The following is a 26,001-nucleotide window of genomic DNA, read 5'->3' on the forward strand; positions in this document are numbered from 1 at the left end:
TATGGCCTTTTCCACCCAGGACAGCGATGAAGTGCTGAGCGAGATCAACGTTACGCCGCTGGTAGACGTGATGCTGGTGCTGCTGGTGGTGTTCATCGTCACCGCACCGCTGTTGACCAACTCGATACCGATCAACCTGCCCAAGACCGAGTCGGTCGCGCCGGTCGAACAGAAAGACCCGCTGGTGGTGAGCATCGACGGGCAGGGCAAGCTGTTCATCAACAAGGATGAAATCCAGCCCAATCTGCTGGAGATCAACCTCGCCAGCGCCAAGGCCAAGAACCCCGACGTACGCGTGCAGTTGCAGGCCGACGACGGCGTGAATTACGGCGAAGTGGCGCGGGCCATGGCCTCGATTGAGCGGGCAGGCATCACTAAATTGTCGGTGATAACGGCCAAGTGATGGCTTGAACAGCTACACAGAACACTGCGTTTTTACAGGCTGATCCTTTGGCATGAGGGCAGCCTGTTTTTTTTTGCAATCACCGTACTATTTCACGATTGCCTTCGCGGGCAAGCCTCGCTCCAACGGGCCGATATCGTGTGCCTCAGCCCCGCGGCCAACCCCCGGCCAACGCCCGATACAACCTGACCCGGTCGATGGCTGCGGCGGTGGCGCTGTCTACCAGGGCGCTTTCGGTATCCAGCAGCGCGCGTTGCACGCCCAGCACGTTGATAAAGTCTGCCGCGCCCTGGGTGTAGCGGTCCCGGGCGGTGCTCAGGGCGATGTTGTTCTGGCTGACGGCTTCGCGCAACGCGATGTGCCGTTGCTTCTCGGCTGCGTAGTCGGTCACCGCGTTATCCACCTCATGCCAGGCACCCAGCACCACGCGTTGATAGTCGATGGCGGCTTGCTGTTCCTGCTGTTTGCGCAGTTCCAGGGTGCCGGTCAGGCGACCGCCCTGGAAAATCGGCAGGTACAGGCTTGGGCCGAACGACCATTGGCGCGAGTTCCAGGCCCCCAGATCCGGGCCATCCAGTGCTTGCGAACCCAGGCTCGCACCGAGGCTGACCCGTGGATAGAAGTCGGCCTGCGCCACGCCAATCGCAGCTGTGGCGCGGTGCAAGGCAGCTTCGCTCTGCTGGATGTCCGGGCGGCGCTGCGCCAGTTCCGAAGGCAGTCCCAACGGAACGTCCGGGGCAGGGTGGGGAATGCTTTTCGGCTCGATCAATTCGGCATGCAGCGCGCGCGGCGGCTCGGCGAGCAGGTAACTCAGTGCATTGATCAAGCGGTCCTGCTCGGCACCCAAGGCCGGGATTACCGCCTGAATCGTCGCGACTTGCGCGGCGGCATTGGATGTATCGAGGTTGGTGGTGACGCCATTTTCGAAACGAGCTTGAGTCAGCTGGCGACTTTGCTGGGCGATTTCCAGGTTTTGCCGAGCCACGCCGAGTTTTGCCTGCACGCCGCGCAAGCGGATGTAGTCGGTGGCGGTTTCGGCGGCGATGCTCAGCAACACACCGTCCCGCTGGGCCTGCGTCAGCTGGATTTCGGCATCAGCGGCTTCGATGTTGCGCCGCACATGGCCCCACAGATCGATTTCCCAGCTGGCGTCCAGTGTGCTGCTCCACAGCTCGAACGGCGCCTGGCCCTCTTGCCCGGATGGATCATTCAGGCCAGCGGCGCTGTTGCGCGCGCGACGATAGCTGCCATTGGCGCTGACGCCAGGCAGTTGCTCGCTGCCGGTAACCTGGCGCATCACGCGGCTCTGCTCAAGACGATTACTCGCCCCGCGCACATCAAGATTGGCCTTCGCGGCACGCTCCACCAGCGAGGTGAGCTGCGCGTCGCCCAACTGCTGCCACCACTGGCTGTCAGCGGGGCTGCCTGGCGCTGCGCCGGAGTGCGGCGACGCTTGCCAGGTTGTCGGCAACTGAGCCTCGGGGCGCTGAAAGTCCGGCCCAACGCTGCAAGCGCCGAGGCTCAACATCGCCAGAAACAGCAGACTGTGTTTCATCTCAGTGCTCCTGCGCCGTGTCGATTCGGGCGATCACCGACATGCCGATGCGCAACTTGTCCAGGTCCGGCTGGTTGGCGTCGAAGCGGATTTTTACCGGCAGGCGCTGGGTGACTTTGGTGAAGTTGCCGGTGGCGTTATCCGGGGCAATCAACGAGAACGACTGGCCGGTGGCCGGGGCGATACTGTCGATGTAGCCGGTGAAAGCATGATCGGGATAGCTGTCAACGCTCAGCTCGACCTTCTGCTGCGGCAGCATGTGGGCGAGCTGGGTTTCGCGAAAGTTGGCGACCACGAACGCGTCTTGCAACGGCACGATGGCCATCAATGCCTGCCCTTGGGAAACATAGGCGCCGACCCGTACCGAGCGCTGGCCGACCATGCCGTCCTGTGGCGCGGTGATCCGGGTGTAGGACAAATTCAGCTGCGCCTGCTGCAACGCCGCCTGATCCTTGGCCAAAGCGGCCCTGGCAACTTCGAGTTGCGCCTTGAGCACGTCCAGGCTTTTCGATGCGGCCACGCGGGAGGCTTCATCCCGATCGCGAGCCGCTTGCCAGCCGAGCAATTCGGCGTCGGCTTTTTGCCGTTCCTGTTGCGTGCCCGCGCCGGCATTGGACAGGTTCAGGTAGCGTCGGGCATTTTCCTGGGCGAACTTCAGCGATGCCGACGTTGCGCGGGTGGTTGCGGCGGCTTGATCAATGACCGCTGCCTGGCGCTCGATACTGGCCTTGAGATTGAGGATCTGCGCCGAGGCCGCTTGAACATTGGCAGTCGCCGATGCCTGGGCAGCCAGCAGATCGGCGCTGTCGATCTCGGCCAGCAACTGGCCGGCCTTGACGAGCTGGTTGTCTTCGACGGCAACCTTGACGATCTGCCCGGAAAGGCGCGGCGACACCAGCACCGAGTCAGCGCGGATATAGGCATCGTCGGTGTGCTGGACGGTCCCGCCGCTTAACAGGCGATAGCCGACATACGCCACGCAGACGACGATCGTGATGCCGATCAGAGAGAGGGCGGTTCTATGCTGTTTCATGTCGGTACCGGAGGTTGCGGTGGATAGGCGCGTTTGGGAAGAATCAGCATGATCACCAGCAGCATGCCGATGACCGCCAGCACTGCCAGGAAGGCATCGCTGAAACTCAATACGTAGGCTTGTTCGCGGACCTGTCGCGCCAGGGCCGAGGTGGCTTGCGCGGTCTGCATCGGGTCAAGGCTTTGCACTCGCGAAGCAACGCCGTCGAGCAGGACATTGGAATGAAAGTGCTCGCGATGAGTAACGAAGTTTTCCAGTGCGCAGGCCGCCATCACCGACGCTAACCCGCGCATCGTATTGACCATCGCGGAGGCGAACGGACCTTCCATGGGTTGAATCACGCTGGTGGCATTCATCAGCAACGGCACCACGACCAGGGGCTGGCCAATGGTGTGCAGGATCTGCAGCAGGAAAAAGTCGTCGCGAATCCACTCGCTGGTAATCAACGAACCGCCAAGACAGGCAGCGGTCAGCAGCACCAGTCCGGCGGCGATCACATAGCGCGAATCGACCCAGTTGCGATTGATGATCAGCGCCACCAGCGGCGCTATCACCAGTTGCGGAAGCGCAATGATCAGCGCCGTCGGCATGGTTTGCAGCGGTCGGTAGCCCTGGATCTGCGTCAGGTACGAGGCGGGAATGCCGCTGCCGGCCATGGCGACGAATAAAAACAGGACCAGCGTAATCAGCCCGTAAGCGAAGTTGCGACGTTCCAGCAGCTGCAGTTTGAACAGCGGCAGCGGATGAAACCATTCGTTGAGCAGAAACAGCGGAATGCAAATGGCCGCGCCGAGGAGCAGGGTCGTGATCAGTGATGAGTTCAACCAGTCCAGACGCTCGCCCTGGGTCAAGGCAATCACCAGCATCGTAATACCCGCCACACCCAGCAACATGCCGCGCCAGTCCGCCTGACGGAAACGCTCCAGACGCAGCGGGTCCTGGGGCAAGCCATAGGCGATCAAGGCCGCGCCGAGCAATCCGCTGGGGATGATTTGCCAGAACACCATGCGCCAGTCGGCGCCTTCTGCCCATAAAGCCGCCAGCGGCATCGCCAGATTGGGGCCGAAAGTGGCGGTCAGCGCATAGGCTGACAGGCCGTAAAGCTTGATGTGCCAGGGCAGAAATCGCAGGGCGGCGGTCATCAGCAATGGCGGCAAAGCACCGCCTGCGAGTCCTTGCAGCACGCGCAGACTGACGAGGCTTTCCAGGTTGGGCGCGAAGGGGATGATCGCGCCGAACAAGGTAAAGGCGAACGTCGCGACGATGGCGAAGCGCCGCAGGGAAAACGTCACCGCGAACCAGGGCGCAATCAGCATGGCCGATACTTCGGCGGCGGCGTAGACCGAACTGACCCAGGTGCCTTGATCGTGGCCCAAGCCATAAACGCCGAGAATATCGGCCAGGGATATTTCAGTGACCCGATCGTTGATGCCGGACGTGAGCGCAGCAATCAGCACGCCCACCAGGCCCAGGGCGAGGCGAGTGGTAAAAGGCGCAGGAACCGGAGGAGAGGAAGGCGCTGACACGTAAAATCCTGCTAAGGTAATATGAGTTAAACCTACAATGTGGTACACCGTACCAACCAGTGGTACATAAGGCAAGGCGCATAATGACAATTTCAGATACAGATCGCGGTGGGGTGCAGGTCATTTCCCGGGCGGCAGCCATTCTTCGCAGTCTGGAAGGGGAGCCGGCGGGCTTGAGCCTGGGAGAAATCGCCAAGCGTTGCGGTTTGCCCCGCTCGACTGTCCAGCGTCTGGTGGATGCCCTGGCCCTGGAAGAGTTGCTGGAAGTTCATGGTCGCGGCGGGGTTTGCCTCGGTCCTGCCTTGATGCGTCTGGCTTCCCACAGCCATGTGGATATCGTCCAGCGATCCCGGCCGTATCTGGAAGCGCTCGCTGCTGAAACCGGGGAAACCACGTTGCTGGCCAGCGCTACCGGAGCGGAGCTGTTGATTCTGCACACGGTGGTGTCGAGCCAGACGCTGCGGGTTTCCCCGGTACCGGGGGGCTTTTTGAATATTTATGGCACCGGCGGTGGCAAAACACTGCTGGCGACGATGGACGATGACGCGGTGATCAAGCTGCTCGGGCGAAAAATCAAGCCCCTGACCCCCAACACCCTGACCTTGCCGGAATTGCTCAAACAGCTGGAGCAGGTGCGCAGCAACGGCGTCGCCTTTGGCAACGAAGAACACACCCTTGGCGTGGCCTCGGTCGCGGTAAGCCTGCAAACGCCGCAGGGTTACTACTCGATTGATGTGGTAGGACCGGCCTGGCGAATCAGACAGGCCCGGGAAAACATCGAAATTACACTGCTCAAATGCCGGGAGGAGTTGCTTAGCGGGTTGCGCAGTAATGACTGAGCCCACACCGGGACTGTCGGAGCGAACTTGTTCACGAATCGATATTGCGGATTACGCAGGCCCAATGCCTCGCCAATAAGTTGCTGGCTTTTGAATCGGGTTGCATCAGCAGCTATCTCGTTGGAGGCTTGCCCGCGAAGAACGATGACGCGGTTTGTCTGGTGCACCGAGGCGCCTGATTCGCGAGCAAGCTCGCTCCCACACAATGGTGCCAGGTTCCTGGGGATTCATTGTCAATGTTATTGATATAACATAACATTCATCGGTCTTTCCTTAAGATCGCGTGCAGCGCTTCGTCTTATTGATATCCGCCAGCTGGCGCTGCAATGAATCCCCTGACCCTGAGTGCTCCATGACGATCCCTATCCCGAAGCCGTTGGTGTCCACGCGCCTGCAGTCCATCGATGCATTGCGTGGCCTGATTATCCTGTTCATGCTGCTCGATCACGTGCGGGAAACCTTCCTCCTGCATCTGCAGGTTTCCGACCCGATGGACGTGACCAGCACTCCGCCGGACTTGTTCCTGAGTCGAACATTGGCGCATCTATGCGCGCCGCTGTTCATTTTCCTCACCGGCTTGTCGGCATTCTTGTATGGCGAGCGGCATGACAAGGCCGGGGTTTCCGGCTTCCTGTTCAAGCGCGGTCTGTTCCTGATTGTGCTGGAGTTCACCCTGGTGAATTTCGCCTGGACCTTCCAGTTTCCGCCGACCTCGATTTATCTGCAGGTCATCTGGGCGATTGGCCTGAGCATGGTCGCGCTGGCGGTCCTTATCGTCTTGCCGCGCTGGGCGCTGGTGACGTTGGGACTGGTAATCATTGCCGGGCATAACCTGCTGGATTCCCTGCACTTCGGCAAGGATTCGGCAATGTATGTGCCTTGGGCGATTCTGCATGATCGCGGCTGGCTGCAACCGTTCGAAGGCCTGCGACTGCGCACGTCCTACCCGGTTCTGCCGTGGATCGGGGTAATTGCCCTGGGTTACGCCGCTGGACCGTGGTTTGCGTCGGGTGCCGATGCGGGCCAGCGCCAGCGCAAACTGGTCGCCTGCGGATTGGGCGCTCTTGCGCTGTTCTTCGTGCTGCGTCTGATCAATGGTTATGGCGAGAAGCCTTGGGTCAACGGCGAGACCGGCGTGCAAACGCTGATGAGCTTTTTCAACATCACCAAATACCCGCCATCGCTGGTATTTCTCAGCCTGACGCTGGGGCTTGGTCTGTTGCTGCTGGTCTGGTTCGAACGTGCCGCCGGGCGCGGCTGGATGAAGCCGTTGCTGGTGTTCGGTGCCGCGCCGATGTTCTTTTACTTGCTGCACCTGTATGTGCTGAAGATTCTGTACCTGATCGCCACGGCAATCTGGGGCGCCAACAAGGGCGATTACTTCGGCTTTGATTCGGTTGGCGCCGTGTGGTTGTGTTCGGTATTGCTGGCGGTCGGGTTATTCCCCGCCGTACGCGCCTTCGCCAGCTTCAAGGCGCGGCGCAAGGATATCGTCTGGTTGAAGTATTTCTAGCAATCCTGTCGGGGATTCTATATTCGGAATGCCTGTCCGTGTGGTTGACGGTTTTTTTTGGGAGAGGACTTGTCCTCGAAAACCAGCCCAGACGACCCTGATCCGCCTGACCCACAGGCGGTGCTGAAACTGCCGCCATCGAGGACAAGTCCTCTCCCACAGGGAAATCGCTTCGTCCATACAAGCGAAGCTTGCCCGCTCCAACGGATTGTCGTGCGTTTACTCGTGGTGCGCCTCGCCCAGGAAGGTCAGCGATGTGAAGAGGCCTTGTTCGTCGATGTCGGCGTTGTCTCTCACCGGCACCACGGTTTGCGCGGCAATGATGTTCAAGCCTTCGTTACGCACCAACACTGAGGCGCGGCCTTCAGCGTCCGTTTCAGCGCTGAGCACATCGGGCTGGCTGCGATAGTCGCCAATCAGCTTGATTCCCGCGATGGGCTTGCCGTTGAGCAGGACTTTGACCGGCAACGGCTGGCCCGGCCCAACACGCAACGGATCGACTTGCGGAACGATGACCAGCTTGAGGCGTTCAAGGGCAGGCAGCTTCGCTCCGGGTTCGTAAATGGCCAGGCTGTACTTGAAAGTCTGCAATGCGCTGACGGCACCGGGCACTTTGCTGCGGCCTTGATTGACCCATTTCTTGTCGGCGGTCTGTGACCACATACCGTTATCCAGCGCCACGGCAACGATGGCCGGTCGGCTCAGCGGTTGCAGGCGCGCATGGTCCACCAGGCGCTCGACGGTGACCGGAATCATCTTGCCGTTCCGGTCATAGGCCCAGGCACCGCTGACTTTTTGCGCCTTGAACGCGCTGTCCTCCGCGCCATGGCCGTAAACCACTTCAATATTGCCGCGCCGTTCTTCGGTCCACAAACCGTGGGCCTGCGCCTGATTGAGGGATAAGGCGCCGAACAGGCTCAGGGTCAGGATTATTTTTGCGTAGGGCATGGGTGATTCCTTACAGGATCAGAGGCTGAGGGAAAGGCTGACAGTCAAATTGCGCGGCTCACCGGGGCTGACCCAGTAATTGCTGTAGGAGCGCTCGTAGTATTTTTCGTCGAACAGGTTGTTGAGGTTCAGGCCGACGGTGACGTTATCGCTGGCCTTGTAATGCGCGAGCAGGTCGACGGTGTGGTACGCCGGCAATTCGAAATTGCCGCCTGATTCGCCTGAACGGTCGCCGACATAAGTCAATGCTGCGCCCAGATCCGAGCCTTTGAATGCGCCGTTCTGAAACTCGTAGACGCCGAGCAGGCTGCCGCTGCGTCTGGCCACGCCGAGAATCCGGCTGCCAGCGGGGATCGTCGCATCGCCCTTGGTCACCTCGGCGTCGATCCAGGCAAACGCGCCAATGACTCGAATCGCCTCGCTCAGCTGACCGTTGAATTGCAGATCGACCCCCTGGCTGCGCGCCTTGCCCATGGCCCGGCTGCTGTCGCTGGCCGGGTCCAGCGCCAGGACGTTTTCTTTCTCGATATGAAAGGCGGCGAGGGTGGCGCTCAGGCGCTCGTCAAACCATGCGGTTTTGATACCGAGTTCGTAGCCGACGCCTTCTTCAGGCTTGAACGTCTTGCCTGCCGCATCCAGCCCGTTGTTGGGTTTGAATGACGTAGAGGCGTTAGCGAACACGCCCAGTTTAGGGGTGAGTTGATAAAGCAGGCCGGCACGGTAGGTGAGTTCATCGTGGCGCTGCTGGCTGGTGGCGTTTTTTGTGAAATCGTCGATCTGCTGGTCGAAGTGCTCGAAGCGCGCGCCAACCATGCCGCGCAGGCGCTCGGTAAAGACGATCTGATCCTGCAGGTTCAGCGCCTGGCTTTCGACATGCTCGTAAAAATCGGTGCCCGAGCGCACGCCATTGGGCTTGGGCTGGCCGTAAACCGGCTGATAGATATCGATGGCATACGGGCTGCCGGCGATGGCGGTTACGCGTTCGTTCTTGCGGTAGTTTTCGTATTCGGTGCCGATCAACAGCTGATGTTGCCAACTGCCGACGTCAACCAGCCCGCGCAGCTCCAGTTGCGTGATGCTGTCGTGCCAGTTCATGTCCCGCTCGCGATAACGTCGGGACAAGGTATGACCATCAGCGCTCAGCGGGCGATTTTCCGAGGCAAAACCGGACAGCTCGCCCTGTTTGTAATGACTGGCCAGACGCAGCGACCAGACGTCATTGAGGCGCTGCTCCAGTGCGGCCTGAATCATGTTGTTGTCGTTGTCGATATCGCCGTCGTTGGGCTCGCCGAAGAAGCTGCGACGGGAAACGCCGCTCCATGTGTTGTCGGGCGCAACGATGCCCCGGTCGAAGGTCGAACTGTGGCGGACGAACTCGGTTTCCAGCGACAGCTGCGTGTCCGGGTCCAGCTGCCAGCTGAAAGTTGGCGCGACAAAAACCCGTTTGCTCTCTACGTGATCGCGGAAGCTGTTGTTGTCTTCAACGGCCAGATTGACCCGGGACAGCAGGGTTTTCTCGTCATTGAGCGGGGCGTTGACGTCCAGCGCGGTGCGATAGCGATCCCAGCTTCCGGCGCTGGTTTGCAGGGCGGTGAAGGCCTCGGCCTGCGGCTTTTTGCTGACAATGTTCACGGTGCCGCCGGGATCGCCACGCCCGTAAAGGCTGGCGGCCGGGCCTTTGAGCACTTCGATGCGCTCGACATTGGCCGCGTCCGGCGTGCTCGGGTAGCCACGGTTGGCGCTGAAACCATCCTTGTAGAACTCGGACGTGGTGAAGCCGCGGATGCTGTATTCATACAGCGTCAAGCCGCCGAAGTTGTTTTGCTTCGACACGCCGCCGGCGTAGTCCAGGGCCCGCTCGACGTTGTTGCTGCCCAGGTCCTGCAACACGCGAGCGGGGATCACGCTGATGGACTGCGGGATATCTTTAATCGCGGTATCGGTTTTTGTGGCGCTGGCCGAGCGGGTTGCGCGATAGCCGCTGACCGGGCCTGTAGCCAACTCGTAAGCGCTGTCGGCATTGACGGTTATGGCGTCCAGCTCGAAGGTTTGCGGTGTTTCATCGGCGAAGCTGACATCGGCCATGAGACCAAAAGCGAGGCCTGCGAATGAGACCATTTTGCGGGGAGGCATGTCGGACGTTCCTGATAGATTCGTTATATTATAACGTCTCTATCAAGAACGATTTTCAGTAATAAATCCGACCAGATGTTACCGGATGTTGCGGCAGATCGAAGTCAATGACTTCAATCTGCCGCAACGCATCAGGTGCGGAAACGCTTGACCAGCGCATCCAGCTCGCTGGACAGCACAGCCAGGCTTTTCGAGTCGTTGCGGGCTGCTTCGGCCAGATCGGCAACCAACTGCGCATCGCCATGGATCTGGCTGATGTGCCGGTTGATCTCTTCGGCCACATGGTGCTGTTCTTCGGCGGCAGTGGCGATCTGGGTGTTCATGTCGCGGATCACGTCCACCGATTCGCGAATCTGCCCGAAGCTGTTGCGCGCCTGGCCGATTTTTTCCACCGATTGCTGGGACACGCTAAGGCTGGCGTGCATCTGCTGAGTCACCGAAGACGTGCGCCGGGCCAGCGTGCCCAGCAGGTTGTCGATTTCGGCCGTGGAGTCGGCAGTGCGCTTGGCGAGGGCGCGCACTTCATCAGCCACCACCGCGAAGCCTCGACCTTGCTCGCCAGCGCGAGCGGCTTCGATGGCGGCGTTGAGCGCCAGCAGGTTGGTTTGCTCGGCGATGGAGCGAATGGTGTCAAGGATCGACTGGATGGCGTTGCTGTCTTTTTCCAGCTGCACCATGGCGGTGGCCGATTGGGACAATTCCGCGCTCAGTTGATCGACGCTGCTGACCGCATCGTCGATCTGCCGTTGACCTTCGCGCGCCTGACGCTGGCCGCTGTCGGCCGAATCGGCGGCCTGGCTGCAAGAGCGGGCGACTTCGTTGGCGGTGGCGACCATTTCGTGGAATGCGGTGGATACCATATCCACTGCCTCACGTTGTCGGTCGGCCGCTTCGGCCATGTCCTGTGACACACGGGTGGAGCTGGTTGAGGTGTCGAGAATCTTGCTCGCCGCCAGACCGATATGCTGGATCAGGCTGCGAATGGCGGTCAGGAACTGATTGAACCAGTTGGCGAGCTGCGCCGTTTCGTCATTGCCGCGCACCGTCAGGCTTTTGGTCAGATCGCCTTCACCTTGGGCAATGCCTTCGAGGCCGCTGGCCACACTGCGAATCGGACGCACGATCAGCGAGGCGAAACTGGCGCCGACCAGGGCGAAAATCACCGCCAGTACCGCCGCGATTACCGCAATCAGCCAGGTCAGGCGCGTGGCCGAACTCATGACTTCATCCTGTTTGATCAAGCCAATGAAGTTCCAGCCCAGTTGCTCTGAAGGAAACACGTTGGCCATGTAGCGCTCGCCATCCAGCTCAACTTCCACCAGCCCGCTGCTGACTTTCGCCAATTCAGCGTAGCCAGCACCGAGTTCAGCGATTTTCTTGAAGTTGTGCTCGGGCTTGCGAGGGTCGACCAGAATGTTGCCGCTCTTTTCCAGGAGCATCAGGTAGCCGCTTTCGCCAAGTTTGATCTGCTTGACGATGCTGGTCAGCTGCTTGAGCGTCACGTCAATGCCGACTACGCCACCGGGGTTGCCCAGCGCATTGGTAATGGTGCGTCCGGTATTGACCATGACCGCGTCGTCAGCTGCCCAATAGTAGGCATCGCTGCGCACCACCTTGCCAGGCGTGGCCAGCGCTGCCTTGTACCAAGGGCGCACGCGTGGGTCGTAGTCACCGAACTTCTGACCTTCCGGCCATGGCACGTAACTGCCGTTGGCCAGGCCGTAGGAAATGTACGAGTAAGCGGGGTGGCTGATTCCCAAGCGATTGAACAGGGCAATGATGCTCTTGTCCGTTTCAGACTCTGGCGCATTTTGCTGATCGGGAGTCATGAAGCTTTTGAGGCCATTACCCGCACTAGTCAGCAACGGATTGGCGGCCAGGTACTCGACGTTCTGGCTGATCCCGTCGAAAAACAGCTGCATGGCATTGGCAACCTGGCGGATTTCCCGGCCGCTGCTGTCGACGAAACCATCTGCCGCATCGTTGCGCAGGTTGACGATGACAATGCTGGCGACCACCACAATCGGCAAGCAAGCGATGACGGCGAACGCCCAGGTCAGTTTCTGTTTGATATTCATCCGAACTCCAGAGAGCTGCTGACCTAAAACCCCAGTACCGCTGGTGTTGATCGTGCAGGCACGCAAATAACGCGAAATAAGTATTATGGTATACCGCTATCGGCGTCGTTCCGGGGGACTTGAGGGGTGGTCGCGAAACAGGTCGCTGGCAGACATGAGATGCCTGTTCGCGTCAGCCCGGATAACCTAGTTCACGGCTGATTCGCGCCCGGCATTCGAGCAATAGCCGCTGGAAGTGGTCTTGCGCGCCTTCCGGGTCCATCACCGCATCGGGGCCGGAAAGGTTGATGGCCGCCACCACCTGACCGTTATGATCCTTGACCGACGTGGCAATCGCGGTCGAGTAATCGGAGCGGTGCAGCACCCAGCCGCGATTGCGGTCAGCGGCGATCAGGCTTTGCAGTTCCGGCAAGGTGCGCGGCGCGGGAGCCGGGTAGTCATCCAGGCGCACATGCTGATAGAGCTGGGCCAGCGCGGTTTCGTCCAGGGCGGTCAACAACATGCGGCCCATGGCGGTGCAGTGGCAGGCAATGCGAGTACCGACAGGAATATTCACCGACAGCCGTTGCGCAGCGAAGGCGCGGAACAGATACAGGCTGTCAGTCTGCTCACGAATGCTCAGGTGACAGGACAGCGAAGTGTGATCGCGCAGTTGGTTCAGGTGCGGCATCGTCACTTCGACGATGTCGCGACTGGCCAGATAACTGAAGCCATCGCTGATCACTCGCGCCCCCAGTTCATAGTGGCTATTGAGTTTGTTCAGGTAACCCATGTTGGTCAGGGTATACAGAATCCGGTAAACCGCCGAGGTGCTGACGCCCAGACGTTCGGCGATTTCATTGATGCTCAAGGTGCGGGTCCGGGCATTGAACATGCCCAACACACTCAAGCCCCGGGCCAGGGCCGGGACGCTGTAGTCGGTGTCTTTTTCCGTGGTTTCGAGCATGAGTGATTCCAATTATTGTTCGCGAGCAACCCACCATTGAATTGAAATGCTCGCTCCAACGAATGATTTATCCGTGTTTACGCCACATCCAGCTCCAGCAACTTGCCATCAAACTCGCCCATGGCATCCAGCAGCGCGCCCTTGAAGTAGCCGAGGGAAGTGCGGTCGCAGAGAATCTGAAACGCCGGCAGTTCTGCCGATCCCAGGTTGATCACGATCACATTGATCCGCGCTGCCGACGTCTGCGCCACGGCGCCTGGGGCGAAGGCTGGCGGGCGCAGGTCGACGCCGCAGAGCTTGGCCATGGCCTCGGACACGTGCAGCCCGCTCAGTTGCAGCCAGGCATGGCTGTCCTGGCGAGGCAGCAGGTAGTTGGCGCTGTGATCCAGTTCCCAGCGCGCTTCTTCGTCGGCAACGCGTTGGCCGCGATCCTCAAGGCTGCCCAGGATCAGGTATTCGGTCTGGGACAATCGCGCCACATGGCTGCCGTCGGCCTGGGCTACGGCCCGGTTCGGCGCATCCGGCAGGAAGAAACCCCGTGCGCTGAGGTATTCAGCGCTCTGCTGGCCACGAAAGCCCACGCGCGGAACGTCGGTCAAATCGATCAAGGCGCAGGGTTGAAGCGGGCTGAGCCCGATGTAACGTTCGGCTTGCAGGCTGGACATGGCTCAGAGCTCCTGGCGTTTGGTTTCAGGGTCGAAGAAAGGCAATTGCACCACCGTGGCCTGGACGATCACGCCATCTTCGACGCGAATCGGAATCTGCTGGCCCGGCTGGCTCTGGTCGAAAGCGGCGTAAGCCATGCCGATGATCTTGCCCAGGGTTTGCGAATATTCGCAGGACGTGACGTTGCCGCTGATGTCCGGACCCTTGAGCACCAGATGGCCTTCCAGAGGTTGCGGGCTGCTTTTGGGCAGGGTGAAACCCACCAGTTTGCGTTTCATCGGTTGCGCTTCGAGGATGTCCACCGAGCGGCGGCCGACAAAGAACGGCTTGGTTCGGCTGACTGCCCAGCCCATGTCGATTTCGGCGGGATGGGTCATGCCGTCGGTGTCCTGGCTGATGATCACGTGGCCTTTTTCCAGGCGCAGCAGGCGCTGGGTTTCTACGCCGAACGGACGCATGTCGAATGCCTTGCCGGCTTCGGTCAGGGCATCCCAGAGTCGTAGCGCGTGACGCGCCGGGACGTGAATTTCATAGCCCAGTTCACCGACAAAACCTACCCGCAGCAGCCGCGCCTTGATCCCGGCAACGGTGCCCGAACGCACGCCCAGATACGGAAAGGCTTCGGCTGACAAGTCGAGGTCGGTGCAGACCTGCTCCAGCACTTTGCGCGAATCGGGACCGGCCACGTTCACGGCCGAAATCGCCGCCGTGACATTGGCAATGTCCACGTCGAGGCGCCATTGCGCGTTCCACTTGAGCATCTGCTGATAAATGCGATCCACGCCGCTGGTGGTGGCGGTGACGTAGAAGTGATTCTCGGCAAAGCGCGCGCACACGCCGTCATCGATGACCACGCCATGTTCGTTGGTCATCAGCGCGTAACGCGAGCGGCCAATCGGCTGCTTGAGGAAGGCGAAGGTGTACATGCGATTGAGCAGCTCGGCAGCGTCCGGGCCGCGTACATCCAGGCCGCCCAGGGTCGAGACGTCGATGATGCCGACCTTGTTGCGCACATGCAGCGCTTCGGCCTGCATGCATTTATCCCGCTCATTGGCTTTGCCGTAGTACGCCGGGCGCTGCCAGATACCTGCGGGCATCATTTTTGCGCCAGCTTCTATATGACGCTTGTGCATCGGCGTCTGGCGGTAAGGATCGAACGCTCGACCGGCAACGTGGGCCAGTTTTTCCGCCTCGAAAGGCGGGCGGGCGGTGGTGACGCCGGTTTCGCTGATGCTGCGCTGGGTCGAGGACGCCACCAGGCGCGCCGTCGGCAACGCCGAGTGTCGGCCTTGTGATGGGCCCATGCCCACAGTCGAGTAACGCTTGACCAGCTGGATGTCGCGATAGCCGATTTTAGTGGCGTTGATGATGTCGCGTACTTGCAGGTCTTCGTCAAAATCGACGAAATCCTTGCCTTTGGGGTGTGGGAAAATCGGCCACGGGAAGTTGACCTGGGCCTCGGGACGCATCGGTAACGGCCTGGCATTCAGCTCCAGGTTCAGCGCCGTGACAATATCGGCAGCGGCGTGAATCGCATCGGCCAATACATTATCCAGCGCGTGGTAGCCGTGAGCTGAGCCGGCAACGCTCAAGTTGTTCGGCAAGCCGCTGATCGTGAATTCGGCTTGCTGGTCGTCATAGCTGAGTTTGCCGCCCGCCTGACACAACAATTGGTAGACCGGCATGTAACCGCCGGACATGCACAGCAAATCGCAGTCCAGAATCAAGCCGCTGCCAGCGACCTGGCCCTGACCGGTGATCTTGCGCAGGTCCACGCCACTGACATGGCGCATGCCTTTTTCATGCAGCGCCTCGTAAACGGTGCAGCCCAGATGGCAAGTAATACCACGCTGCTCCACCGCCAGCAGCAACGCACGATCAGCTGGATTGGCGCGCATATCCACCAACGCCGCCATTTCTACGCCTTGCTCATGCAGATCCAGCGCGGCCAGATAACCGTCGTCATTGCCGGTCAGGACCACGGCGCGTTGGCCGGGCTTGACGGCATACAGTTTCATCAAACGCTGGGCGGCGCTGGTCAGCATCACGCCGGGCAAATCGTTGTTGCGGAAGATTACCGGTTGGTCGAAGGAGCCACTGGTGATCAGGCACTGAGTCGCGCGCACCTTGTACATGCGCTTGCCCTGAATCACCGGCAGATAGTTGTCAGTGAACCAGGCGTTGCAGGTGGCTTGCCTGAGCACGCGAATGTTGGCGTGGCCTTCAACGGCGTCCACCAATTCGCGACGCAGATTTTCGCCGCGTTGGCCTTCGATATCAAAGCGCGCGTAGGTCAGCGAGCCGCCCAGAATCGGTTGTTGCTCGATCAGCAGCACCTTGGCGCCGGCGTTGGCAGCGGTCAGTGCGGCCTGCAAGCCAGCAGGCCCGGTGCCGATGATTGCCAGATCGGTGAACAGGTATGCCTTGTCGTAATACTCGGGCTGGAATTTCAGGTCGAGCACGCCCAGTCCGGCTTTCTTGCGGATGATCGGCTCCCAGACTTTCCACATCCCCTTGGGTTTGTAGAACGAACGGTAATAGAAGCCCACTGGCATGAATTTGGAAAACTTGCCCAGATAGGCATCTTTGTCGTTGTCCAGCGAACCGTTGAAGTTCTGGCCGCTGGCTTGCAAACCTTCTTGCAGCGCAAATGAATCGGCCAGCACATTGGGCTCGTGGGGCAACTGGATCAGGGTATTGGCGTCTTGCCCGGCCATGGTCAGCGGACCGCGTGGCCGGTGGTATTTGAACGAGCGGGACAACAGAAATCGCCCGTTGGCGAGCAAGGCGCTGGCGATGCTGTCGCCTTCGAAGCCCTGATATTGCTGATTGTCGAAGCTGAAACTCAGCGGCTGATTGCGATCGATCAGCAAACCCATGGGCGCGGGCAGGCGGTTGAGCGTGCTCATCGGGCGATCTCCTTGGTCGGGGCGGCGGGTGCGAAAGCAAAATCGACCCGCGAGGTGAAGACTTCCTTAGGGTCGAAGGTGCGCAGGATTTCGTCGCTGCCGGTGTGGCGTTCCACCAGAAACCAATAGCTGGAGGGCGTATGCATCCACCATTCGCGGACCACACCCAGGGTGTCCTCGCAATTGAACACGTAATCGGCCCATTCGCCGTCGGTGCAGGTGGCCGGGTCCGGCATGGCTTTGAATTCGCCGCCATAGGTGAACTCAGTGATGTTGCGCGGCCCGTTGAGCGGGCAATTCATGACTTTCATATCCGCTCTCCGTTAATGGCTGGCCGCAGTGGCGCCCATTTCATTGACTTGCTGGAAGGTCGAAAAACGCTCCAGGCCGAACGGCTTGATCAGCTCCGGAGTCTTGCCGCCACTGGCGACCAGTTCGGCCATGGTTTTGCCGCAAATCGGCGTGGCTTTGAAGCCCCAGGTGCCCCAACCCGCGTCCAGGTAATATTTTTTCACCGGTGAAAGGCCCATGATCGGGCTGTAATCCGGGGTCATGTCGGTGATCCCGGCCCACTGGCGCATCAACTTGGCGTTGGCCAGGAACGGGAACATCTCGATGGCGTGGGCCAGCAGGCTCTCCTTCAAATCCAGGGTGGAACGGGTGTTGAACAGCGGGTACGGATCGGAACCACCGCCGAACACCACTTCGCCGCGACTGGTCTGCTGCACGTAGCAGTGCAGGGCGGACGAACTTACCAGCGGATCGAGGAACGGCTTGAACGGCTGAGTGACCATGGCTTGCAGCGGGAAGGTCTGGATCGGCGAACGAATCCCGGCTTTCTTCATCAGTTGCGAACTCATGCCCGCGACGGCCTGCACCGCGCAACCGCATTGGATGGTGCCGCGATTGGTTTTGACGGCGGTGATGGTGCCGTTTTCGATGATCAGCTCCTGGACCTCCGTGAGCTGATGGATTTCAACGCCACGCTTGGCCGCTTGCCTGGCGTAACCCCAGGCCACGGCATCATGACGTGCAGTGGCGCCATCGATATGCCAAAGCCCTGCGAGTACCGGAATGTGGCCCGGATCAAGATTCAATGAAGGCACCAGCTCGCGAATCTGCTGACGGTCGATCATCTCGGTGCGGCCGCCGAAATGCTTGTTCACTTCAGCGCGCTGGCGGAACGAACGTACCGTCGCGTCGGTGTGGGCCAGGGTCAGTTGGCCTCGGTGCGAGTACATGATGTTGAAGTCGAATTCGTTGGAGAGCCCTTCGAACATGCGCACCGATTCGGCGTAGAACTTCACGCCTTCGCTGGTCAGGTAGTTGGAGCGGATCACCGCCGTGTTGCGCGCCGTATTGCCGCCGCCCAGATAACCTTTTTCCAGCACCGCAATATTGGTGATGCCGTGGTACCTGGACAGGTAGTAAGCCGTAGCCAGGCCATGACCGCCGCCGCCGATGATCACCACGTCATAGGACGATTTGAGTTCCTTGGGCGGCGGCAGGTCGACGTCTACCGGGTATTCCGAGCTGAGCCCGTATTTCAATAGATTGAAAGGCATACGGCCTCCGATTGGCTGCGTTGCGCTTGGGCCTGCTGCAAGGCAGCGGTGACCGTGTTTTTCATCAGGAAGGCGATGGTCATCGGGCCAACGCCGCCGGGCACCGGAGTAATGGCCGAGACCTGGGGCAGGGCGCTGTCAAAATCCACATCGCCCACCAGCCGACTGCGGCCGTGCTCGTCGATGCGGCTGATGCCGACGTCGATCACCACTGCCCCGGGTTTGAGCCAGCTGGCGTCGATCAAGCGTGGCTTGCCGACTGCGGCAATCACAATGTCGGCCAGCTGACACAGCGCCTTGGCATCGGTGCTGCGTGAATGCACCACCGTTACCGAGCAGTGAGCCTGAAGCAGCAGGGCGGCCATGGGTTTGCCGACGATATTGGAACGGCCGATGACCACGGCGTGCTTGCCGCTCAGCTCGCCGCAGGCTTCGCGCAACAGATACATGCAGCCGCTAGGCGTGCAGGGCGTCAGCACGTCGCGGCCCTGACTCAGCCCGCCGACGTTTTCGCTGTGGAAACCGTCGACGTCCTTGCGCGGATCAATGGCCTGCAAGGCGCGGGCTTCTTCAATGTGCGTCGGTAATGGCAGCTGCAAGAGGATGCCGTTGACGCCGGGGTCGGCGTTGAGCTCGGCAATCACGTTGAGCAGCTGCGCCTGGGAGGTGTCAGCACTCAGGCGGAATTCCAGGGAGCGAATGCCGGCCTCTTCGGCGCGCAGGATCTTGTTGCGCACGTAGACCTGACTGGCCGGATCTTCACCCAGCAGAATCACCGCCAGCGCCGGCTCGATGCCATCGCGTTTCAGAGTCGCTACGTCTTCCTTCACCTGAGTCAGAATCCGGGCTGCTGCGGCTTTGCCGTCGATCAATTTAGTCGTATTCACCGGAAAATCACCGTCCTGTCCTTGTTGAGGAAAACGCGATGTTCCAGGTGGTATTTGACCGCCTTGGACAGCGCCACGGTTTCGGTATCACGCCCCATGGCAACCAGATCGGCGGGCAGATAGGCGTGATCGACGCGCTGCACTTCCTGCTCGATGATCGGACCTTCGTCCAGGTCGCTGGTGACGTAATGGGCGGTGGCGCCGATCAGCTTCACGCCTCGTTCGTACGCCTGGTGATAAGGTTTGGCGCCCTTGAAACCCGGCAGGAACGAATGGTGAATATTGATCGCCCGGCCCGAAAGCTGCTTGCACAGGTCATCGGACAGGATCTGCATGTAGCGGGCCAGCACCACCAGTTCGGTACGGGTGTCGTCCACCACCTTCATCAGCTCGGCTTCCTGGGCGGCTTTGGTGTCTTTGGTCACCGGCAGATAGATAAAACGGATGCCTTCGCGCTCGGCCATGTGCCGCAGTTCGAGGTGGTTGGAGACGATGGCGGTGATGGTCATGTCCATCTCGCCCTTGTGGTAGCGATACAGCAGATCGGTCAGGCAATGGTCGAACTTGCTGACCATCAGCAGCACGCGCATCGGTTCGCGGGTGTCGTGCAATTCCCATTGCATGGCAAACGCGCTGGCAACGTCATCAAAACCGGCCTTGAGCTGCGCGATGTTGCCTTCATGGCCGTCGTTGAAGCGGAACACCGCGCGCATAAAGAATTTGCCGCTGAATTCGTCGTCGAACTGCGCCATTTCACCGATGTAGCAGCTGTTGTTCGCCAGATAGGACGTGACGGCGGCAACGATGCCGGAAGTGGCCGGGCAGCTGATCTTGAGAATGAAATGGTTCTTTTCGTGTTGCATGGCTTTCCCTCGAAAGAATGGCGGCAGCTCGGCGCAGGGCGAAAAATTCATGGGTGAAACTGGTTTTCTTTGGTGTATAAAAATTCCCTGTAGGAATTAAATATTCACGATGCCGTTTTATAGGCGAAAGGAATTCGTGCGTCTAGAGGTTTTGGAAAGTTTTTTAACTGTCAGGAAATTTTTATGAGGATGTAGGGGGGCGTTTTCGCGCGATCAGTCTTGGTATCTACACACCTTTCCTTGGGGATTTTTATTAAGATCAAAAGCCAGAGCCAGAGCGGCGTCGAACCAGTGGGAGCGAGCTTGCTCGCGAAGGACGTCAACAATATCGCGTGCTGTCTGGAGGAACGCGATGCCCAGACATTTTTCGCGAGCAAGCTCGCTCCCACAAGTCTAACCCCCGAGCCAAAGCGAGGGAACAAGTGGTGGGGCAAGAGCGCTTTGGTTACTTTTCGCGCTCTTCGAAAGTGACGCGCCGTAAGGGCGCAACCATAAGCCGCATTGACGCCTACAACGGATATGTACCCAAAAATCCCATTAGGAAAAGTATAGAGATACCGGAGGCTTGCCTTACTCCCCCTGCGCCCCGTAATTCATGATCGACAACAACCGAATCGGTACCTTGACCAGCTCCTCGGGACCATGCGGAATATCGCCGTCGAAGGTCAGGCTGTCGCCGGCTTGCATGCGGTATAGCTGATTGCCATGCCGATACACCAGTTCACCCTCCAACAGGTGCAGGAACTCGGTGCCGGGATGCGAGAAAGTCGGGAACTCTTCGCTGGCGTCATCCATGGTCACCATGTACGCCTCGAAACTCTTCTTCGGCCCGCGCGTGTGGTTGAGCAAATGATAGGTGTGACCCTTCTCGGTCCCGCGCCGCACCACTTCCAGCCCTTCATCGGCCTTGACCAGCAAGGCGCTGCTGCCTTTCTGGTCGTACTGGGCGAACAGCTTGGACATGGGCATGCCCAGCACATCACACAGACGGCTCAGGTTATCCAGGCTGGTGGACACTTGGGCGTTCTCGATCTTGCTCAGCATGCCCTGGCTGATGCCGGCGATCCGCGCCACGTCGGCCAGTTTCAATTCCTGCGCCTGTCGCTGGCGCTTGATCTGAATGCCCAGGTACTGCTCAAGTTTCAACTTGGGTTCGGGTTCGTTCGGCATGTTCATCAGGTCTGCACGCTTTCCGTTCATTAATTTTTATTTCGCACCAGGAATGTGCGGATTGCCCGGCTCGTGAATTCTCGGCCGTCTGGTTATTCCCACGGGGAAAACAAGTTTCCCATATATACAGCAGAAATTCCCGCGGTCGCTCCATTTGTCTCTTGGCATACCAAAGTGGCAAGGGCTTTGCATTCCTCAAGGGAAACTAACTTTCCTTCTCGGAATATGATGTCGAGAGAAGGCGGTTGGAAAGCGATCCTTATCTACAACGCTTGCCATTGGCGAGGAGTGAATTCGCATGTTGCCACCAGAAACACAGCGCTTGATCGAGGAACACGGGATCAAATACGTGCTGGCGCAATTCGTCGATATCCATGGCGCCGCGAAAACCAAGTCGGTGCCGATCTGCGGTCTTGAAGCCGTGGCTGAAGCCGGTGCGGGTTTCGCCGGTTTCGCCATTTGCGGCATGGGCATGGAGCCGCATGGTCCGGACTTCATGGCCAAGGGCGATCTGTCGACCCTGACGCCAGTACCGTGGCAGCCGGGCTACGGTCGGGTGGTGTGCATCGGTCATGTGGATGGCAAGCCGCATCCTTATGACAGCCGTTACGTGCTGCAACAACAAGTCCAACGCCTGAAAGACAAGGGCTGGACGCTGAACACCGGCCTGGAACCCGAGTTCAACCTCATGCGCCGGGACGAAGCCGGCAAGCTGCAACTGGTAGATGCCAGCGATAACCTCGACAAGCCGTGCTACGACTACAAAGGCCTGTCGCGTTCCCGAGCGTTTCTGGAGCGGCTCACCGAAGCCCTGCAACTGGTGGGTTTCGAGATCTATCAGATTGACCACGAAGACGCCAACGGCCAGTTCGAGATCAATTACACCTACAGCGACGCCATGGAATCGGCGGACCGTTTCACCTTCTTCCGCATGGCTGCCGGCGAAATCGCCAATGACATGGGCATGATCTGCTCGTTCATGCCCAAGCCGGACCCGAAACGGGCTGGCAACGGCATGCACTTTCACCTGTCCATCGCCAGTGCTGAAAGCAAGAACCTGTTTTTCGATGCCAGCGACAGGAACGGCATGGGCCTGTCGAAAATGGCCTATCACTTCGCCGCCGGTCTGCTCGCTCATGGTCCGGCGCTGTGTGCCTTCGCCGCGCCGACCGTCAACTCCTACAAGCGTCTGGTGGTAGGCAACTCGTTGTCCGGCGCGACCTGGGCGCCAGCCTTTATTGCCTTCGGCGCCAACAACCGTTCGGCCATGGTCCGTGTGCCGTACGGCCGTCTGGAATTTCGCCTGCCGGATGCCGGTTGCAACCCGTATCTGGTCAGCGCCGCGATCATCGCCGCCGGGCTGGACGGCATCGACCGTCAGCTGGAACCCGAGCAGATCTGCAACGAAAACCTCTACAGCCTGAGCCTCGAAGAAATCGCCGCACGCGGCATCGGCACCTTGCCGCAATCGCTGAAAGAAGCCTGCGATGCGCTGGAAGCCGACCCGCTGTTCGCCGAAGTCATGGGCCCGGAAATCGTCGGTGAATTCATCAAGCTAAAGCGCATGGAGTGGGTGGAATACAGCCGCCATGTGAGTGATTGGGAAATCAAACGCTATACCGAGTTTTTCTAGCCACAAGCTTTAAGCCACAAGCCACAAGCCACAAGCCACAAGCCACAAGCTGCAAGCAGAAACGGGCTGCGGCGAATACGAAAACTTATTTATCAACCCGGTCGGCTTGCAGCTCAACGCTTGCAGCTAACCGCTCCCGAACAAGGTGAGGCTATGTGCGGAATCGTTGGCTTATATCTGAAAAACCCCAAGCTGGAATCCCAGCTCGGCAAGTTGTTTGAACCGATGCTCGAAGCCATGACCGATCGTGGCCCGGACAGCGCCGGTTTTGCCATTTATGGCGATGAAGTGGTTGATGGCTGGATCAAGTTGACCTTGCAGGCCACCACCGACGACTACGATTTCCAGGCGCTGGTCGGCGAACTGGAAGGTCGTCTCGGTGCATCCCTGGACTGGTTCCAGAACGCCAGCGCCATCGTGCTGAAGATCAAGGCTGAAGAAGCCGTGGTGCGCGCGGCATTGGCCGAGCTGGCGCCAAGCGTGCGAATCATGAGCGCTGGCAAGAGCATTGAAATCCTCAAGGGCATGGGCTTGCCACGGGAAATCTCCGAGCGTTTCGGCCTGGCCAATATGAAGGGCAGCCACATCATCGGCCACACCCGCATGGCCACCGAAAGCGCCGTGACCATGGAAGGCAGCCACCCTTTTTCCACCGGTGCCGACCTGTGCCTGGTGCATAACGGTTCGCTGTCCAATCACTTCCGTCTGCGTCAGGAACTGCGCCGCGAAGGCATCAATTTCGATACCGACAATGACACCGAAGTCGCCGCCGGTTACCTGGCCTGGCGTCTGCAACAGGGCGACTCGCTGAAGACCGCGCTGGACAGCTCGCTGGAAGCGCTGGACGGCTTCTTCACCTTCGCCATCGGCACCCGCAATGGCTTCGCGGTGATCCGCGATCCGATTGCCTGCAAGCCGGCGATCCTCGCCGAAACCGACGATTACGTGGCCATGGCTTCGGAGTATCAGGCGCTGTCGAGCCTGCCGGGCATCGAAAACGCCAGGGTCTGGGAACCGGCTCCGGCCACCATGTACATCTGGGAACGCGAGTCGGCTTAAGGAACGCACACATGAAAACTATCGATCTTTCCACCTCCACCGTGCGTGAGCTGAATCAGGCGCTGCACGATCAAGTCAACAATGTCCAGGACCGCGAGTGGGTCGTGACCCATTCCAACGGCGCGCACAACCTTGCGGTCGGCGTCAACGAAGCGGTGTCCATCGATATCCAGGGCCACGCCGGTTACTACTGCGCGGGCATGAACCAGAAAGCGTCGATCACCGTGCACGGCAACGTCGGCGTCGGTTGCGCCGAAAACATGATGTCCGGCTACGTGCGCGTCAAAGGCAGCGCGTCCCAGGCTGCCGGTGCCACGGCCCACGGCGGTTTGCTGGTCATCGAAGGTGACGCCGGGGCGCGCTGCGGAATTTCCATGAAAGGTATCGACATCGTGGTCGGCGGCAGCATCGGTCACATGAGCTGCTTCATGGGGCAGGCCGGACGGCTGGTAGTTTGCGGCGACGCCGGCGATGCACTGGGCGACTCACTGTACGAAACCCACATCTACGTGAAGGGCGCGGTGGAATCTCTGGGCTCGGACTGCGTCGAGAAAGAGATGCGTACCGAGCATCTGGAAGAGCTGCAAGAGCTGCTCAATCGCGCCGGGTTCGAGCATCAGGCAGCTGATTTCAAGCGCTACGGTTCGGCCCGTCAGTTGTACAACTTCAAAGTCGATAACGCCTCCGCGTACTGATCCAGGAGAACCACCATGTCCGACCCTACAAGTCCAAAAGCAGCAGCTCCGGTTCTACGCGAGTCGGCCACGTTCGACCGCCTGACCATTCAGGAAATTCAGCGTGCCGCCGAAACCGGGATCTATGACATTCGCGGCGGCGGCACCAAGCGCAAGCTGCCGCATTTCGATGACTTGCTGCTGCTCGGCGCCAGCGTGTCGCGTTATCCGCTGGAAGGCTACCGTGAGAAATGTGGCACCGACGTGATCCTCGGCAACCGATTTGCCAAGAAGCCGCTGCATTTGAAGATCCCGGTGACCATCGCCGGCATGAGCTTCGGCGCGCTGTCGGCCAACGCCAAGGAAGCACTGGGCCGTGGCGCAACCATCGCCGGAACCAGCACCACCACCGGCGATGGCGGTATGACTCCGGAAGAGCGCGGCCAGTCGCAGCATCTGGTTTATCAATACCTGCCGTCGCGTTACGGCATGAACCCGGACGACTTGCGCAAGGCCGATGCCATTGAAATCGTCCTGGGGCAGGGCGCCAAACCGGGGGGCGGCGGCATGTTGCTAGGCATGAAAGTCACCGAGCGTGTGGCCGGCATGCGTACGTTGCCGATTGGTGTCGATCAGCGTTCCGCCTGTCGGCACCCGGACTGGACGGGTCCGGACGATCTGGCGATCAAGATTGCCGAGATCCGCGAAATCACCGATTGGGAAAAGCCTATCTACGTGAAAATCGGCGCCAGTCGCCCGTATTACGACGTCAAACTGGCCGTGAAGGCGGGTGCTGACGTGATCGTGCTCGACGGCATGCAAGGTGGCACAGCTGCGACTCAGGAAGTGTTCATCGAGCACGTCGGCCTGCCGATTCTTTGCTCCATCCCGCAAGCCGTTCAGGCCCTGCAAGAGATGGGCATGCACCGCAAGGTTCAGCTGATCGTTTCCGGCGGCATTCGCAACGGTGCCGACGTGGCCAAGGCCATGGCGCTGGGTGCCGACGCAGTGGCTATCGGCACGGCGGCATTGATCGCGCTGGGCGACAACCATCCGCGTCTGGATGAAGAACTGAAAAAAATCGGTTCGGCGGCGGGTTTCTACGACGACTGGCAGAACGGCCGCGATCCGGCGGGCATCACCACCCAGGATCCGGAGCTGTCCAGGCGTCTGGATCCAGTGGAGGGCGGACGTCGTCTGGCCAATTACCTGCGCGTGCTGGTGCTGGAAGCGCAAACCATGGCCCGCGCCTGCGGCAAGTCGCACCTGCACAACCTTGATCCGGAGGATCTGGTGGCGCTGACGGTCGAGTCGGCAGCCATGGCGCGGGTGCCGTTGGCGGGCACTTCGTGGATTCCGGGGGCGGTTACGGGTTACTGATCGCTCAAGAACCGTAGATACCGTCTTGATTCTCATCACACACCCCGTAGGACCGGCTAAAACCGGTCCTACAGATCCTGCATGCGGGCCGACACGGTGCAATCCACTGTTGGTCTCGCGTCGGATTTTGATCCGCAGGAGCGAGTTTGCGTTGAATTCAAAGAGGCCACAAAGGCCCGTTGCCACACTTTACTTTGCTCACTGCCAGATACTTTCCATTC

The 26,001-nt window shown here is 59.9% G+C and carries 21 protein-coding genes and 1 pseudogene; 7 read left to right on the forward strand and 15 right to left on the reverse strand.

Annotation, left to right across the window (positions count from 1 at the left end; translation table 11 throughout):
* The first annotated feature begins 1 nt into the window (after position 1).
* Complete coding sequence (locus tag ACP7E4_RS07980) at positions 2-403, forward strand: ExbD/TolR family protein (protein WP_020290320.1); 402 nt, start codon at positions 2-4, stop codon at positions 401-403.
* Between the two features lie 145 nt (positions 404-548).
* Here the strand turns inward: ACP7E4_RS07980 and ACP7E4_RS07985 are convergent, their stop codons facing one another.
* The 3 genes from ACP7E4_RS07985 to ACP7E4_RS07995 are packed head-to-tail and all read right to left on the reverse strand — an operon-like array spanning position 549 to position 4,517.
* Positions 549-1,958 (reverse strand): efflux transporter outer membrane subunit, encoded by a 1,410-nt coding sequence (locus ACP7E4_RS07985; protein WP_426115103.1) that lies wholly within the window; start codon positions 1,956-1,958, stop codon positions 549-551.
* Position 1,959: 1 nt separating this feature from the next.
* Positions 1,960-2,991, reverse strand: coding sequence for an HlyD family secretion protein (locus tag ACP7E4_RS07990; RefSeq protein WP_426115101.1), 1,032 nt, complete (start codon positions 2,989-2,991; stop codon positions 1,960-1,962).
* Positions 2,988-4,517, reverse strand: coding sequence for an MFS transporter (locus ACP7E4_RS07995; RefSeq protein WP_426115099.1), 1,530 nt, complete (start codon positions 4,515-4,517; stop codon positions 2,988-2,990). Before ACP7E4_RS07995 ends, ACP7E4_RS07990 begins: the two co-directional genes overlap by 4 nt.
* 83 nt (positions 4,518-4,600) lie before the next feature.
* Here ACP7E4_RS07995 and ACP7E4_RS08000 point away from each other — a divergent pair, with 83 nt between their 5' ends.
* Positions 4,601-5,356, forward strand: coding sequence for an IclR family transcriptional regulator (locus ACP7E4_RS08000; protein ID WP_426115097.1), 756 nt, complete (start codon positions 4,601-4,603; stop codon positions 5,354-5,356).
* A gap of 352 nt (positions 5,357-5,708) precedes the next feature.
* Positions 5,709-6,869, forward strand: coding sequence for a DUF1624 domain-containing protein (locus ACP7E4_RS08005; protein ID WP_426115095.1), 1,161 nt, complete (start codon positions 5,709-5,711; stop codon positions 6,867-6,869).
* A gap of 219 nt (positions 6,870-7,088) precedes the next feature.
* Here the strand turns inward: ACP7E4_RS08005 and ACP7E4_RS08010 are convergent, their stop codons facing one another.
* From ACP7E4_RS08010 to ACP7E4_RS08065, 12 genes and pseudogenes are all read right to left on the reverse strand, one after another.
* On the reverse strand, positions 7,089-7,817 hold the full coding sequence (locus tag ACP7E4_RS08010) for a DUF4198 domain-containing protein (RefSeq protein WP_426115093.1): 729 nt from the start codon (positions 7,815-7,817) through the stop codon (positions 7,089-7,091).
* 18 nt (positions 7,818-7,835) lie between these two features.
* A complete protein-coding gene (locus ACP7E4_RS08015) occupies positions 7,836-9,950 on the reverse strand; it encodes a TonB-dependent siderophore receptor (RefSeq protein WP_426115091.1) in 2,115 nt (704 codons plus the stop codon).
* A 131-nt stretch (positions 9,951-10,081) separates the two neighbouring features.
* Positions 10,082-10,849, reverse strand: coding sequence for a methyl-accepting chemotaxis protein (locus ACP7E4_RS08020; RefSeq protein WP_426224885.1), 768 nt, complete (start codon positions 10,847-10,849; stop codon positions 10,082-10,084).
* Positions 10,850-10,939: 90 nt separating this feature from the next.
* Positions 10,940-12,028: pseudogene (locus ACP7E4_RS08025) on the reverse strand (HAMP domain-containing protein); the annotation flags it as partial.
* 172 nt (positions 12,029-12,200) lie between these two features.
* A complete protein-coding gene (locus ACP7E4_RS08030) occupies positions 12,201-12,974 on the reverse strand; it encodes an IclR family transcriptional regulator (RefSeq protein WP_426115089.1) in 774 nt (257 codons plus the stop codon).
* A gap of 77 nt (positions 12,975-13,051) precedes the next feature.
* Positions 13,052-13,639 (reverse strand): sarcosine oxidase subunit gamma, encoded by a 588-nt coding sequence (locus ACP7E4_RS08035; protein WP_426115087.1) that lies wholly within the window; start codon positions 13,637-13,639, stop codon positions 13,052-13,054.
* 3 nt (positions 13,640-13,642) lie between these two features.
* A complete protein-coding gene (locus tag ACP7E4_RS08040; RefSeq protein ID WP_426115085.1) occupies positions 13,643-16,549 on the reverse strand; it encodes a 2Fe-2S iron-sulfur cluster-binding protein in 2,907 nt (968 codons plus the stop codon).
* Positions 16,546-16,860 (reverse strand): sarcosine oxidase subunit delta, encoded by a 315-nt coding sequence (locus tag ACP7E4_RS08045; RefSeq protein ID WP_426115083.1) that lies wholly within the window; start codon positions 16,858-16,860, stop codon positions 16,546-16,548. Before ACP7E4_RS08045 ends, ACP7E4_RS08040 begins: the two co-directional genes overlap by 4 nt.
* Before the next feature lie 12 nt (positions 16,861-16,872).
* Positions 16,873-18,114 carry an FAD-dependent oxidoreductase gene (locus ACP7E4_RS08050; protein WP_426115081.1) on the reverse strand — a complete coding sequence of 414 codons (1,242 nt, stop codon included), beginning with the start codon at positions 18,112-18,114 and terminating at the stop codon, positions 16,873-16,875.
* Complete coding sequence (gene folD, locus ACP7E4_RS08055; protein WP_426115079.1) at positions 18,096-19,001, reverse strand: bifunctional methylenetetrahydrofolate dehydrogenase/methenyltetrahydrofolate cyclohydrolase FolD; 906 nt, start codon at positions 18,999-19,001, stop codon at positions 18,096-18,098. The genes ACP7E4_RS08050 and folD overlap by 19 nt, the downstream gene beginning before the upstream one ends.
* Complete coding sequence (purU, locus tag ACP7E4_RS08060) at positions 18,998-19,864, reverse strand: formyltetrahydrofolate deformylase (RefSeq protein WP_426115077.1); 867 nt, start codon at positions 19,862-19,864, stop codon at positions 18,998-19,000. Before purU ends, folD begins: the two co-directional genes overlap by 4 nt.
* Positions 19,865-20,434: 570 nt before the next feature.
* Complete coding sequence (locus tag ACP7E4_RS08065; RefSeq protein ID WP_020291089.1) at positions 20,435-21,040, reverse strand: helix-turn-helix domain-containing protein; 606 nt, start codon at positions 21,038-21,040, stop codon at positions 20,435-20,437.
* Between the two features lie 292 nt (positions 21,041-21,332).
* On the opposite strand from ACP7E4_RS08065, the gene glnT reads away from it, so the two are divergent.
* The 4 genes from glnT (at position 21,333) to ACP7E4_RS08085 (ending at position 25,780) form a co-directional block, all read left to right on the forward strand.
* A complete protein-coding gene (gene glnT, locus ACP7E4_RS08070) occupies positions 21,333-22,667 on the forward strand; it encodes a type III glutamate--ammonia ligase (RefSeq protein WP_426115075.1) in 1,335 nt (444 codons plus the stop codon).
* A 153-nt stretch (positions 22,668-22,820) separates the two neighbouring features.
* Positions 22,821-23,726 (forward strand): class II glutamine amidotransferase, encoded by a 906-nt coding sequence (locus ACP7E4_RS08075; RefSeq protein ID WP_426115073.1) that lies wholly within the window; start codon positions 22,821-22,823, stop codon positions 23,724-23,726.
* A gap of 11 nt (positions 23,727-23,737) precedes the next feature.
* Positions 23,738-24,421 (forward strand): protein glxC, encoded by a 684-nt coding sequence (locus ACP7E4_RS08080; protein ID WP_426115071.1) that lies wholly within the window; start codon positions 23,738-23,740, stop codon positions 24,419-24,421.
* A 15-nt stretch (positions 24,422-24,436) separates the two neighbouring features.
* Complete coding sequence (locus ACP7E4_RS08085) at positions 24,437-25,780, forward strand: FMN-binding glutamate synthase family protein (RefSeq protein ID WP_426115069.1); 1,344 nt, start codon at positions 24,437-24,439, stop codon at positions 25,778-25,780.
* Positions 25,781-26,001: the final 221 nt, after the last annotated feature.

The sequence above is a fragment of the Pseudomonas sp. DSP3-2-3 genome (assembly GCF_049898225.1).
Classification (GTDB): domain Bacteria; phylum Pseudomonadota; class Gammaproteobacteria; order Pseudomonadales; family Pseudomonadaceae; genus Aquipseudomonas.

Excerpts from the sequence above, each read along its gene's own strand:
- ACP7E4_RS07980 (WP_020290320.1), top strand. The coding sequence starts at position 2 with ATGGCCTTTTCCACCCAGGACAGCGATGAAGTGCTGAGCGAGATCAAC.
- ACP7E4_RS07985 (WP_426115103.1), bottom strand. The coding sequence starts at position 1,958 with ATGAAACACAGTCTGCTGTTTCTGGCGATGTTGAGCCTCGGCGCTTGC.
- ACP7E4_RS07990 (WP_426115101.1), bottom strand. The coding sequence starts at position 2,991 with ATGAAACAGCATAGAACCGCCCTCTCTCTGATCGGCATCACGATCGTC.
- ACP7E4_RS08000 (WP_426115097.1), top strand. The coding sequence starts at position 4,601 with ATGACAATTTCAGATACAGATCGCGGTGGGGTGCAGGTCATTTCCCGG.
- ACP7E4_RS08005 (WP_426115095.1), top strand. The coding sequence starts at position 5,709 with ATGACGATCCCTATCCCGAAGCCGTTGGTGTCCACGCGCCTGCAGTCC.
- ACP7E4_RS08010 (WP_426115093.1), bottom strand. The coding sequence starts at position 7,817 with ATGCCCTACGCAAAAATAATCCTGACCCTGAGCCTGTTCGGCGCCTTA.
- ACP7E4_RS08015 (WP_426115091.1), bottom strand. The coding sequence starts at position 9,950 with ATGCCTCCCCGCAAAATGGTCTCATTCGCAGGCCTCGCTTTTGGTCTC.
- ACP7E4_RS08020 (WP_426224885.1), bottom strand. The coding sequence starts at position 10,849 with ATGGCCGAAGCGGCCGACCGACAACGTGAGGCAGTGGATATGGTATCC.
- ACP7E4_RS08030 (WP_426115089.1), bottom strand. The coding sequence starts at position 12,974 with ATGCTCGAAACCACGGAAAAAGACACCGACTACAGCGTCCCGGCCCTG.
- ACP7E4_RS08035 (WP_426115087.1), bottom strand. The coding sequence starts at position 13,639 with ATGTCCAGCCTGCAAGCCGAACGTTACATCGGGCTCAGCCCGCTTCAA.
- ACP7E4_RS08040 (WP_426115085.1), bottom strand. The coding sequence starts at position 16,549 with ATGAGCACGCTCAACCGCCTGCCCGCGCCCATGGGTTTGCTGATCGAT.
- ACP7E4_RS08045 (WP_426115083.1), bottom strand. The coding sequence starts at position 16,860 with ATGAAAGTCATGAATTGCCCGCTCAACGGGCCGCGCAACATCACTGAG.
- ACP7E4_RS08050 (WP_426115081.1), bottom strand. The coding sequence starts at position 18,114 with ATGCCTTTCAATCTATTGAAATACGGGCTCAGCTCGGAATACCCGGTA.
- purU (WP_426115077.1), bottom strand. The coding sequence starts at position 19,864 with ATGCAACACGAAAAGAACCATTTCATTCTCAAGATCAGCTGCCCGGCC.
- ACP7E4_RS08065 (WP_020291089.1), bottom strand. The coding sequence starts at position 21,040 with ATGAACATGCCGAACGAACCCGAACCCAAGTTGAAACTTGAGCAGTAC.
- glnT (WP_426115075.1), top strand. The coding sequence starts at position 21,333 with ATGTTGCCACCAGAAACACAGCGCTTGATCGAGGAACACGGGATCAAA.
- ACP7E4_RS08075 (WP_426115073.1), top strand. The coding sequence starts at position 22,821 with ATGTGCGGAATCGTTGGCTTATATCTGAAAAACCCCAAGCTGGAATCC.
- ACP7E4_RS08080 (WP_426115071.1), top strand. The coding sequence starts at position 23,738 with ATGAAAACTATCGATCTTTCCACCTCCACCGTGCGTGAGCTGAATCAG.
- ACP7E4_RS08085 (WP_426115069.1), top strand. The coding sequence starts at position 24,437 with ATGTCCGACCCTACAAGTCCAAAAGCAGCAGCTCCGGTTCTACGCGAG.